The 13,307-nt window shown below is 30.8% G+C and carries 9 protein-coding genes; 3 read left to right on the top strand and 6 right to left on the bottom strand.

What is annotated here, in order from left to right:
• Positions 1–8: 8 nt before the first annotated feature.
• From KV700_RS10925 to KV700_RS10915, 3 genes are read right to left on the bottom strand one after another with little or no spacing between them, the layout of a single operon-like run.
• Complete coding sequence (locus KV700_RS10925) at positions 9–1,658, bottom strand: hypothetical protein (protein WP_218597910.1); 1,650 nt, start codon at positions 1,656–1,658, stop codon at positions 9–11.
• A gap of 17 nt (positions 1,659–1,675) precedes the next feature.
• Complete coding sequence (locus tag KV700_RS10920; RefSeq protein ID WP_218597909.1) at positions 1,676–2,836, bottom strand: ATP-binding cassette domain-containing protein; 1,161 nt, start codon at positions 2,834–2,836, stop codon at positions 1,676–1,678.
• Positions 2,837–2,881: 45 nt separating this feature from the next.
• Positions 2,882–4,201, bottom strand: coding sequence for a serine hydrolase (locus KV700_RS10915; protein WP_218597908.1), 1,320 nt, complete (start codon positions 4,199–4,201; stop codon positions 2,882–2,884).
• 100 nt (positions 4,202–4,301) lie between these two features.
• Here KV700_RS10915 and KV700_RS10910 point away from each other — a divergent pair, with 100 nt between their 5' ends.
• Complete coding sequence (locus KV700_RS10910) at positions 4,302–5,516, top strand: aminotransferase class V-fold PLP-dependent enzyme (RefSeq protein ID WP_218597907.1); 1,215 nt, start codon at positions 4,302–4,304, stop codon at positions 5,514–5,516.
• 81 nt (positions 5,517–5,597) lie between these two features.
• Here the strand turns inward: KV700_RS10910 and KV700_RS10905 are convergent, their stop codons facing one another.
• Entirely contained in the window at positions 5,598–7,229 is a 1,632-nt protein-coding gene (locus tag KV700_RS10905) for a G-D-S-L family lipolytic protein (protein ID WP_218597906.1), read from the bottom strand.
• A gap of 18 nt (positions 7,230–7,247) precedes the next feature.
• Positions 7,248–10,100, bottom strand: coding sequence for a TonB-dependent receptor (locus KV700_RS10900; protein ID WP_218597905.1), 2,853 nt, complete (start codon positions 10,098–10,100; stop codon positions 7,248–7,250).
• Between the two features lie 192 nt (positions 10,101–10,292).
• Between KV700_RS10900 and KV700_RS10895 the strand changes: the two genes are divergently transcribed.
• Entirely contained in the window at positions 10,293–11,225 is a 933-nt protein-coding gene (locus tag KV700_RS10895) for a bifunctional riboflavin kinase/FAD synthetase (protein WP_218597904.1), read from the top strand.
• Between the two features lie 399 nt (positions 11,226–11,624).
• Entirely contained in the window at positions 11,625–12,899 is a 1,275-nt protein-coding gene (gene serS, locus KV700_RS10890) for a serine--tRNA ligase (RefSeq protein ID WP_166386145.1), read from the top strand.
• Positions 12,900–13,042: 143 nt separating this feature from the next.
• On the opposite strand, the gene KV700_RS10885 is transcribed toward serS, so the two are convergent.
• Positions 13,043–13,186, bottom strand: a complete 144-nt coding sequence (locus KV700_RS10885; RefSeq protein WP_165731424.1) for a hypothetical protein — start codon at positions 13,184–13,186, stop codon at positions 13,043–13,045.
• Between the last annotated feature and the right edge of the window lie 121 nt (positions 13,187–13,307).

Genomic DNA, 13,307 nt, shown 5'->3' with positions numbered 1-13,307 from the left:
AAAATTGTTTACTCAGGTCTTGCTTTTAATTTTCTAATAAATAACGAATACACGTAGATTGTAATTACACTAATCAACAGTATTGCCCAAAAACCATAATTCTGAAACCACGTTTCAAAATTACTTTTATAATTATAATTTTGAGGGTTTAACTCTAAATATGCATCTTTTAAAAATCTAGAATAACTAAAAGCAGTAAATAAAAAGAAGGTTGGTACTGCAAATAAAACTAAAGACCAAAAGATAGATATTATTGTTTTTTTCCAGTTTAAAATATAAGAAAAAATTGAAAAAACGATAATTAAAAACGAGATAAATAATATTATAAAGTACTCGTTGTATTTACTATACCCAAACAAATTGTTAGAAGAAGACATTAACCAAACTATTAATACCAATACAACCAAACTTGCTACAAAACTTAACAATAGTGTTTTAATACTTGTTGTTTTAAATATTAAAATAAGAATACTTAAACAAAAAGAAAAGGCAATTATAAAATACAAAAAGACAATATCAAAACCCGAGAAGTAAGCTTCATAAACGTTCTTAAAAAAATTATCAGTATCATTAAAATCAAAATATAGACTCTTGGAATATGGAATCTCTTTACCCGAAGATAAAGTACTCTCACCAAAACCTCCTCTTGTATAGTACTCTGCATTTGGGTTGCTCGTGTTTATCAATTCGGTTAATAAATAATTTGGTTTGTTATCTATTAAACGAAACCAATTATCCATTGTTAAGTTATGCTCTATTTCATATTTTTTTGATAAAGAAAACACTTTATTTAAACCTTGCTTTATTTTAACATCATCTTTATTATTTAATATTTCTTCACAAAAATTAAGCTGGTTTTTGTAATCTAAAGCATCTTGACCGTAATTAAACTCCTGTTTTGAATAGTTTAATAGCGACGGACTTAAAAACTCTTTAAACTCACTTATATCAATTATAGTTCTATTGTCAAAATTATCAAAAACAATCTCAGATCTAGCTTCGTAAGAGTTATTCGTTTCTATATCATAATTACTATTGAACTTATAAAACTGTAAAAAACGACCATCCATTTTGATAAAAGCTTGTGTAGTATCAATATTTGCTTCTAAATTATGATTATAGCCAACTACAACCTTTAAAGGAAAAGGAGCCGGATATTCTTTTTTATCTATTTCATATTCAACTTGATTTTGCGCTAAAAACAAACTAAACTTATTAAAAACCTTAATATCTTTATCTATTTCTTGCCAACTATAAAGAGACCTCGTTTTAATTTTTAACCCGGTTTTAAAAGAATAAAATTGTGTTGTACTTATTAAGATGATGAGAAAAACAATGCAAAATTGCTGAAAAATCATTCCTTTTTTTATAGAATATAAATTCTTAAAAGCATTGTTTCTTAAGTAAAAAATTATCCAAATTAATAAGATAAAAATAGAGATTAACACGTTATAATACACGTTAGATGTAATGTAGAAAAAATCATCTAATTTATGATGTTCTTTTAAATCTGATAAATCATTTACAGTACAAAAGCCTATTAAAAAGAAAAGTAGGTGAATAATTATATTTACTCCAAGCATCCAAACTAAACGAGTATTCCATATTAATGGGTAATGTTCTAAAAGGTATTTATTTATTTTATTGATGAAATTCATTATTATTTTTTAGAAGATTAATACACAAAAAAGCGTCTGGTAGATTTAGAAATATCTCTAATATAAGTTACATTTAATTGATGACTTGCAATTGTATTTAGCACAATATTAAATGTAATTTCATGCTTAAAGTACAAGATATAAACACCTCCATTAAACTCTAGCTTTTCTAAATTCAGTTCTTTAAAAACAGTTTCTAATTCTTCTCTAGCGTTGGTTGCATCTAATTCTATAATTAATTGCTTTGCTGTTTTTCCTTCTATATTTAATTGATTAGAAGGTTTACCATTTCTTAAATAAATAACCTCATCAGAAATTTTTTCTACTTCATATAATTGCTGAGAAGAAAACACCATTGCAATTGGGTTTACAGGCGATTTAGACATCATCTTTAAATCTTCTAAAATAATTTGTTGTGCCAAAATATCTAAATTTGCTAAAGGCTCATCTAATAAAATAATTTCTGGTTTACGTAACATTGTTCTTGCCAATTCAAAACGCATTTTATATCCAGAAGAAAGTTCGCTCCATTTTAAATCTTTGTATTTCCAAAGACCAAACCTGGCAACCATCATTAAAACTAATAAATCATTTTTTTTGCCTTTTACACCATAATGTACCAATGCAAATTTTAAATTATCTAAAACTTTACCATACCAAACAGTGGTTCTTTGCGGTATGTAAACCAATTTAGACAATACATTGTAAGCGTCTTTATTTTTTGATGAAAAAGAATATTCTAAACTACCTGCAGATACTTTATTTAAAGAAGCTAACACCGTTAATAATGTTGTTTTTCCATTTCCATTTTCGCCAACCAAACCAAAAACATCGCCTTTTTTTAATTCGATATTTACAGGACCTAAAACAAAACGACCTTTGTTATAATCTTTGGTAATATTTTCTGCTTTTAAAATTGGTGTACCAACTAAGTTTTTTGTTTCAATTTTTATCTTTTTTAGTTGATTACAGCATTCTGTAAACAACAAAAGTAATGACGATTTATCATCACTACTTTCATTTTCATATTTTTCTACAAAGTTTAATACTTTGGTAAATATTTCTGTAGAATCGGTATTTAAAGAAGCATCTAAAAGCGTTCTATACCCTAAAGAAAAATCGCCTCTCTTAAAATATAAAAGCGCATTTTCTATTAATTCTTCTTGTGTTTGTATCATATTTCTCTAAATTCTAGCAATTTTTATAATTAGAAATGATAAAGTTTATTTTATCGATTCAATCACCCCTTTTAAAAAGGTGTTTTCATCAAAATTCTTTAAACCAAAACGGACAATTACCATCTCTTGATCGGGTAAAACGTACACTCTTTGTCCTTGAAAGCCATCTGCATAATACATGTTTTTTGGTACATCTTTAAAATCATTTTCTGCATTTAGCCAGAACTGCGCACCATAAGTTCCGTTAGAACCTCGTGTTGGTGTTCTTATATAGTTAACCCATTCTTTGGTAAATAATTGTTCTCCATTCCAATTACCGTTTTTAAGGTATAAAAGCCCAAATTTAGACCAATCTCTTGCAGTTGCCCATGAATAAGAAGAACCCACGTAATTCCCGCTTAAATCAGCTTCTAAGACCATAGAATTCATCCCTATTTTATCAATAAAATTAGTGTACCAAAAATCTAAATATTCTTGATGCGTTTTAAAGTAAGTTCTTAAAATACCGGATAATAGATTAGAGGTTCCAGAGGAGTAATTCCAACTTTCGTTTGGAGTACCAACCAAAGGCTTATTTTCTTGCATCTTGGTCATATCTCTATCTAAAAACAACATTTTAGTTGCATCTGAGATTCTACTATAATTTTCATCCCATTCTAAACCAGAATTCATTTGTAATAAATTATTGATCGTAATGTTTTTACGTTCGTCCTTTTGCCAAGAATCAATAGGAGCCTTATCAAACACATTAATTCCACCTTGGGTTTGCATAACTCCAAATACAGTACTTAACAAACTCTTAGTCATAGACCAACCTAATAATTTTGACTCTTTATGAAAGCCTTCTGCATATTTTTCTGAAACAATTTGATCTTTATAAACAACCAAAACAGCTCTTGTTTTATTGATTGAATCAAATAGAAAATCTACAGATTCATCAATTTTATCATAATCTAAATTTGCAAAAATGGTGTCTTTTTGTGGTGCATTTCCGTAAGGATAAGGTGTGTTATTATCTGGTTTTAACCTTTTAGGAATTAAGTAATCTGCAGTTTCATCACTTTCTTTTAAAGTTAAAACAGCTCCTAAACCTTCTCTATAAATAGCTTTTCTTGTTAACAAGCCAAAAGCAGAAGATGTTGCATTTTTATTTTCTAAATCAACGCTATCCGAAGCCAAATTAACTGGAGAAAAATCATTGTCCGTGGTATCAGTATATTCTAGAGTTCTCTCTGCAACAAAAACAGACGAAGCAATATTTTTAGCAGAATAACCAGCCAATAGGTTCAATTTTGGATAATTATAAATTACTGTAGATAAAACAAGAATCAATACTAAAAGTAGAATACGTTTAAAAATTTTCATCAGAAAAAGAGTTTAATTATGTAAAAATAAGAAAATCATATTGTCTTTATCACAAGTTTAAAAAATCAACGGTTATCTTTGTCTTTTAAATTGATTTTGTATGATAAATGTTGATAAAATTAGAGCAGATTTTCCAATTCTAAAAAGAACCGTTCACGGAAAACCTTTAGTCTATTTTGATAATGCTGCTACTTCTCAAACACCACAAGTTGTTATTGATGCAATTGTAGATTATTACAGTAATTACAATGCTAATATTCATAGAGGCGTACACACTTTAAGTCAGGAAGCAACAGATAAATACGAACAAGCGCGTATTAAAATTCAACATCATTTTAATGCTAAAGAAGCGTATGAAATTATTTTAACTGCTGGTACCACAGACAGTATTAATAGAGTTGCAGCTGGTTTTGCATCACTTTTAAGTACAAGTGATGAAATAATTGTTTCTGCTTTAGAACACCATTCTAATATTGTGCCTTGGCAAATGCTTTGTGAAAAAACGGGCGCAATTTTAAAGGTGATTCCAATGTTAGAAGATGGTTCTTTAAACATGGAAGCATACCATAAATTATTAAATGATAAAACAAAATTAGTCTTCTGTAACCACGTTTCTAATGCATTGGGAACAGTAAACCCAATTGAAGAAATTATTGCTGCCGCACATAAGGTGAATGCTGCTGTTTTAATTGATGGAGCTCAGGCTACACCACATATTAAACCAGATGTACAAGCTTTAAATGTTGATTTTTATGTAGCATCTGCTCATAAATTATGTGGGCCAACAGGTGTTGGAATGTTATATGGTAAACAAGAATGGTTAGAAAAACTACCTCCTTACCAAGGTGGTGGAGAAATGATAGAAACCGTAACTTTTGAAAAAACTACATATGCAGGTTTGCCTCATAAATTTGAAGCTGGAACGCCAAATATTTGTGGCGGAATTGCTTTTGGAGCAGCCATAGATTATATGAATTCCGTTGGTTTTGATAATATTGCTGAATATGAACATGAGCTTTTAGCTTACGGAACACAAGAACTTTTAAAAATAGAAGGATTAAGAATCTACGGAACTACAAAAGATAAAACGGCTGTAATTTCTTTTAATGTAAACGATATTCATCCGTATGATATTGGTTCTATATTAGATAAATTAGGGATTGCAGTAAGAACAGGACACCATTGTGCACAACCAATTATGGACTTCTATAAAATACCAGGAACCATAAGAGCTTCTTTTTCTTTTTACAATACAAAAGAAGAAATAGATATTTTAGTTGCTGGCGTAAAAAGAGCAACAATGATGTTGTCTTAAGTAAACAACACTTTATAAAAACAAAAAAGGTTGAGAATATTAATTCTCAACCTTTTTTTATGCAACTAATACGCTATTTTATTATTTTAAACTAGGAGAATAATTTGTTGGGTATGCTCCTGCTTTTGCTAAACTATTTGTAGCTGTGGTAAAGTTAGAACCATATTTAGCATCTATAGAAGCTAAAATTTTGTTTGCCATTAAAGCATAACCTCTACTTGTTAAATGAATACCATCTAAACTGATTAAACCACCAGTAACTAAGTTTGTAGTCATTGTATAACCATCAAATACAACTCCGCTTGTAGAAGCTTCATTTAAAATAGCATTTAAATCTACAAAAGCTAACTCTTTTGCACTAGCAACACTAGCAATTGTAGCATTATAACCATCTGTAGCCGTTTTAATTTCTAATTGTTCTTCTGGTGTTAACACCCATTTATCTGCTAATGGAAGTGTTACTCCTTCTGCAGAAAACTGACCCGCTAAAGCTTGTGGCAACCCTTTACTCATTAAAAATTGTAAAGAAGTAGTATTTATTTTACCTATTACCCCACTACTAGATAACACTAATAAATCTTTTGCAGTTGCAGGTCTTGCTTGTCCATAATATTGCCCAAATAAAGAGGCAACTAATGGAGCTGCTTCTGCAGGAAGACCAAATTGCTGAACAAAAGGAACAAAGGTAGCACTAGAAAGTAAGCCTCCAGTAATTTGAGCAGATATATCTGTTAAATTTTCATCCTTTATTACAACTGGGTTTGTATTTTCTAAAGAAAACTCAATAATTCTATCTGTTTCACCTAAAGCTGTAAAAACTCTATTTATACCTCCGTAAACAGTGTTTAATGTAGGTATTTGAGCTTTAAGCCCAGCACCTGTATCTTTATCATTAGGATCTAAAGGATTAAAAGGTACCGTTGTAAAATGTGGTAAATCTGTAATATTAGGAACATTTGTAATAACTCCTTTAGGAGAAACCGCTGTTAATTGATTTACCATGTCATTAAAGACAAAATCGAAAGTAGCTATTGGTGTAATTGGGTTTGTACCATCTCCTCCTGTTGTAGCATATCCTAAAACATCATTACCACCAATTTCTGTTAATGTAAAAAATGTTGGGTTTTGTGCAATTGCATACTCTAACATAGAAACTGATGGTGAGTTTGCCATTCGTCCAAAATATGGGTTCAAACTTGCATAACCATTAAGGTTGATATGAGTACTCTTTGCACCTGGCACTCCAACATTTGTAAAAATACTACCATCTGCTGCCAAACTTACTCCAGCATTTGTAGATACTGGTGGTACAGGAGCACCTAAATTTGTTAAAAATTCATTTAACCTTTGCGGAGTTGCTCCATTAAAAATTAATCGATAAGCAAAATCATCAACTCCAGGAACTGGAATTATCATACCACCGGTATTATCATTCATTAATGGCTGATTAAAATCTCCTCCTCCAGCAGCTTTAAATTTTGTTGCTAAAATATTTGGAAAAGAATTCTCTTGACCTGCTTTAAATAAAGCCCCATCTGTATAACCTGCAGTAAAAGAAGCACCAAGAGAAATGTATTTAGAGAAATCTAATCCGTTTGCGTTTAGTGCTACTGCTGTTGCATCTTCTGAAATTGTATCTAACTCATTATTTACATCACAAGATGTTAAACTAAGCGTTAAAAGAAACAATCCTATATATTTATAATTTTTCATAAATTATCGTATTTTATTTTAGTTATTAATTGTCCAAGAAAGGTAATACTGAGAACCAATTGCACCAACACCAGGAGCACTTAAATATTCTTTACCCGTTAAGTTAGCACCACCTAATTTAAAAACAGATTTCCAAGTAGGAACGCTATAATTAATTTGCGCATCTAAGACTGTTCTAGAAGCAATTGTTGCATCTAAGAAAGTAGACTCCCATCTGTACTCATCTTGCCATCTTGCATTAATATTAAAACCAAAGTTTTTAAATAAATCTGTTTTCCCAAATTGTAATTTTACTTTGTGTTCTGGAGTATTAAACCCAGCTTCAAAATCTGGATCAGATGCTTGGTCAAATTCAAATTTAGAGAACGTATAGTTTAAACCTAAATTAAATCCATCTAAAATTTTTGTATTTAAACCAATAGAAGCACCGTAAGAGCTAATATCTGCTGCAGAGTTTGTATATGTTTGAAAAGCGGTAAAATCTCCACTTCCTAAAGCCACTAATGCTAAAGGAACTTGCGATCCTCCTGATCCAACTGGTGCTGTTTGTGTTAAGTTAACATCGCCATAAAAAGGAACGACAACATTTTTGTTTGCAATAAAATCTTCATATTGGTTATAATACACACTTAAATCTACAGTTACTCTTTGACTGTCTGCTAAAGCTAAACCTCTATAACCAACTTCAAAAGCAGTTACTTTTTCTGGTTTTACTATAGATACATTCGCATTACTTGGTGCTGCAACTTGTCCGGCAGCAAATGCTTCTACAGAACTTGCAGAAAAAGCATTTTCATAGGCAGATCTTCCAGAAAGAGCAATGGTTCCAGATCCTGTAAAATTCTGACCTGCACCACTAACTGTTAAAGGATTTGTTACATATCTATCTAAATTATCTGGTGCAGAACCTACTAAAAATCCTCTACCAGCATTTAATCCAATATATTGATCTTGTGTTGTTGGGTTTCTAAAACCTGTTTGAAAAGAGGCTCTAAAATTTTGATTTTTATTTTCTCCGCCTGCATACGCAAAAGAAACTCTTGGAGAAAAGTTACCTTCAAAATTTTGTGCTTTATCATAACGAATAGAAGCCGTAATTTTTAAACGATCGTCTTCTAAAAATTGTTTTTGAACTTGTGTATACACACCATATTCATTGTATTCTATAGGACCATCATAATCTGTAAAAATACTTCCGTTAGAATTTAAAGAATATAATCTATAAGAACCACCAATCTGAAACTCTGCCCAATCTATATAATCTCTAAAGTTATAGTTTGCATCTGAATGATAATATTTTGTGTTGTCTTGAAACTTTGCACCTGTAACTAAATTTGGATCTGCTATTACTTTATCAAAAGCAGCATTAAATTCTGCTGAACCAGGAAGTAACCTACCCGACTCTGCTGTTTGTCTAGCAATTGCATGTGCTTGGTCTGCAGTTAAACCGGCTAAAGTACTTTGTACAAAAGCACCTGTGTACTGACCAAACCATGTATTATCATCTTTCCAAGATCTATTAATATTAATAGCTGCAAAACGAGTATCATAAGAATTACCTGCATCTTCACTTGTCATATATCCTCTAAGAAAGAAATTTTTACCTTTAATTTCTAATTTATGTTGCTCCATAAAGAAGTCTTTAATATTGTATCTATTGGTACCTTGGTAAATAGTATTTCCAATACCAAATTTAGAATTCCATATTATTTCTAAACGATCATCTCCAAAAGGACGATAATTTAAAGAACTCCCAAATTTTACACTTTTAGCTTCATAAGACATTAAATCTCTTTCATCATACCCTGTTCTACTTATATTTTCACTCGGCACTAAAGCTGCAGCTCCGGCAGGTAAAATACCTAACCCCTCTAATGTTTCTGCAACACCTCTTAGATTGGTAGAAACCTCATCTCCATAAACGTTTAAACCGTCATAGTTTCTATCAGAATCTCTATCTCCAAAAGCATAACCACCATCTCTGGTATTTCTATAATCTGTAGCATGCCATTCTGTACCTTTTAAATAAGATAAAGTAGCTTTAGCAGCAAACTTATCAGAAAAAGCATACGCCATTCTAAGATTAAAATCATTATACTCATTGTCTCCAGCTGCTTCTTGACTTGTAATTCCAGATTTTAAAGAAATACTAATACCTTGATCTTCAAAAGGACTTTTACTTGTCATAAACATTATTCCGTTAAATGCATTTGCACCATATAAAGCAGAAGATGCACCAGGAAGTAACTCAACCGTTTTTACATCTAGCTCAGACATTCCTAATAAATTACCCAATGCAAAATTTAATGCTGGCGATGAATTATCCATACCATCTACTAACTGCATAAAACGAGTATTAGAAAACGTTGCAAAACCACGTGTATTTACAGACTTAAAAGTTAAACTGTTTGTGTTTACATCTACTCCTTTTAAGTTTTCTAATCCGTCATAAAAAGAGGGGGCAGAAGTGTTTTTAATAGCTCTACTATCCATTCTTTCTACCGTAACTGGAGATTCCATAATACGTTCTGGAGTTCTAGAAGCAGAAACCACTATTTCATCTAAAGAAGTTGCATTTTCTTTTAAATTAGCAGCTACTTTTTGATTGTTTTTTGTAATTTCTACTTTTACTGTATGAAAACCTAATACAGAAATTTCTATGGTAAAAGGGGGTTTGTCTGCAACCTCTAATACAAAATTTCCATCGAAGTCTGTAGTAGTACCTACGGCCTTTCTAGAAATTTTAATGTTTGCTCCAGGAAGAGTTTCTCCTGTTTTAGCGTCTTTAACAGTTCCTGTAACAGTGGTTTGAGCTACCATTGTTACACTACTAAAAGCTATAATTGCAAGAAGTATAATTTTTTTTATCATAATTTGATTTTTTTGTTAACTAAATGCAAAATACAATATTTTTTGAATAATTTAACAAACAGGTCTTTATTTTAAGATTATAGCAATATATCACCATAATATTATTAAATAGAAAGTTTAAAAACTACTCTTTTTCATATTAGTAAAAACCGTTAGTTATTGTACATTTGTCATATATTTAATTATCTTTTTTTGAATACAATTCAGAATATTTCTAATTTTTCTACTTCAGAAAAAACATACGTAACCATAGGTACTTTTGATGGCGTTCATTTTGGACATCAAAAAATTATTGACAAACTAGTTTTAGAGGCTAAAAAAGCAAATAGTAAATCTGTTTTACTTACTTTTTTTCCGCATCCAAGAATGGTCTTGCAAAAAGATGCTACTATAGAATTGATAAACACGATTGAAGAACGTGCAGAATTACTTAAAAAAACAGGTTTAGATTACTTAATCATTCATCCTTTTAGTAAAGAATTTTCTAGAATGAATGCACTTGAATTTGTGCGTGATGTTTTGGTAAATCAACTAAATATTTCTAAATTAATTATTGGTTACGATCATCATTTTGGGAAAAATAGGGAAGGAAACATTGTGCAACTAACAGAATATAGTTACTTGTACGATTTTGTGGTAGAGGAAATTCCGGCACAAGATATAGATGATGTTTCTGTAAGTTCTACAAAAGTAAGAAGTGCTTTGGCTACTGGAAATTTAAAAACTGCCAATGATTATTTGGGTTATAACTTTATGCTGAGTGGTACTGTTGTAAACGGAAAAAAGTTAGGCGGAAAAATAGGATATCCAACGGCAAATATTGATGTAAAAGAAGCGTATAAATTAATACCTAAAACGGGGGTTTATGTTGTAAAATCTACCATAGACAATAAAACTGTTTTTGGAATGATGAATATTGGCAGCAGACCAACCGTAGATGGAACTTACCAAACAATTGAAGTCCACTTTTTTGACTTCAACCAAAATTTATACAACGAATATTTAACGATAGAATTACTTTATTTTTTACGTGATGAAGAAAAATTTAGTTCTATTGATGCATTAGTTGTTCAGATTAAAAAGGATGAACAAACGGCTAGAGAGTATATTAAAGAAAACCTTTAAGTTTTTACAATTTTTTTTTTTTTGCAGATTTGTGTTATCACTGTTATGGGACTTCTCAATACTTCGAAATGACAATTTCGGTATTTAATATTAAAGACCCTTCAGGTTTTTAAAACCTGAAGGGTCTGAACTGAGTAACCTTATAATAACTTCCTTTTTTAGTATTCACTACGCGTTAAGGATAGCGCAATTGTTTGAGCTCTTTTTTGTTTTTCTACAAAAAAAGCGAGTGCGAAAGCCTGACCCTTGTGGTAACGCCCAAAAAACATTTGAAAACATCTATTTTCTATGATTTCTTTGTGCCTATTTGTTTAGAATTTTACAGCATACTTTTATGTATAATTTAGTGTAAAACAATTTCACAAATTATATCTTTGCATTTACAAAAATTCTACAAAAATGTTACAAGTACAGTTTATTAGAGACAACAAAGAAACGGTTTTAGCAGGTTTAGCAAAACGTAATTTTGCCAATGCAGCAACTATTATTGAACAAGTTTTAACTGCGGATGAGAATAGAAGATCTACTCAGGTTGAGTTAGATAATACTTTGGCAGAATCTAATAAATTATCCAAAGAAATTGGTGGTTTTTTTAAATCTGGAGAAGTACAGAAAGCGAATCTTTTAAAGGAAAAAACAGTTCAGTTAAAAGAGAAATCTAAAGAGCTTGGTGATAATTTTAATGCTTTTGCAGAAGAGTTGCAAACGTTACTTTATCAAATACCAAACATACCGCATACTTCTGTAAAAGCAGGAACTTCTGAAGAAGATAACGAGAACATTTTTAGTGAAGGAACAATTCCTGATTTAGGAGAAAATGCTTTGCCTCATTGGGAATTAGCTAAGAAATACGATATCATTGATTTCGAATTAGGTAATAAAATTACAGGTGCTGGTTTTCCGGTTTATAAAGGAAAAGGAGCAAGATTACAACGTGCATTAATTAACTATTTTTTAGATAAAAATACCAAAGCAGGTTATACAGAAGTACAAGTGCCACATTTGGTAAATACAGAATCTGCAACGGCAACGGGTCAATTGCCAGATAAAGATGGGCAAATGTATCATTCTACGGTAGATGATTTATATTTAATTCCTACGGCAGAAATTCCTATCACGAACATGTTTCGTGGTAATTTAATGCAAGAAGCTGAATTTCCTATTACCGTAACGGGCTATACACCTTGTTTTAGACGTGAAGCAGGAAGTTATGGTGCACACGTAAGAGGTTTAAATAGATTGCATCAATTTGATAAAGTGGAGATTGTACGTATTGAGCATCCAGATAATTCTTACCAAGCTTTAAACGGCATGGTAGAACATATTAAAGATATTTTAAGAGAGTTAAAATTACCTTATAGAATATTACGTTTGTGTGGTGGTGATACTGGTTTTACAGCTGCTTTAACCTTCGATTTTGAAGTGTTTTCTACAGCGCAAGACCGTTGGTTAGAAATTAGTTCTGCATCTAACTTTGAGGCTTTTCAGGCAAATAGATTAAAATTACGTTTTAAAAATAAAGAAGGTAAAAGCGAATTAGCACACACCCTAAACGGTAGTTCTTTGGCTTTACCTCGTGTTTTAGCAGGTATTTTAGAAAACTATCAAACTGCAGACGGAATTAAAATACCGGATGCTTTAGTACCTTATTGCGGGTTCGATATTATAGATTAATTTTAGTATTCAGTTTACAGTAGCAGTATTCAGTGCTAAAGTTTGTGAAAAAAGTAATCAGTCTCAGTTTACAGTTCTAATAGTACTGCAAACTGAGACTGATTACTTTTTTTTGACTGTTTACTGAAAACTGAAACTGCAAACTAATTTGCAACTACAGCAACCATTAATCTTTTGTATTTATTCATTTCTAAAAGTGAGTTTAAATACGCACTAATTTGTCCGTTTTTCATAAACTCTATAGAATTGTTTTTTGCTGTTTCGTATTGTTTTTTAAATGTATTCATCTTCTTAAAATTTGATTGGTTATATTCTCTTTAGACAAGTTTCGTGCCAAAATGTTACAAAGAACACCTTAGAATAGACGTCTTTAATAAAAATTTAACATATTTCTTACCTATCTTTGAA

The organism is Polaribacter sp. NJDZ03 (assembly GCF_019263805.1).
In the GTDB taxonomy this organism is placed as follows: Bacteria; Bacteroidota; Bacteroidia; order Flavobacteriales; family Flavobacteriaceae; genus Polaribacter.
This window is presented reverse-complemented; position numbering and strand designations above follow the sequence as displayed.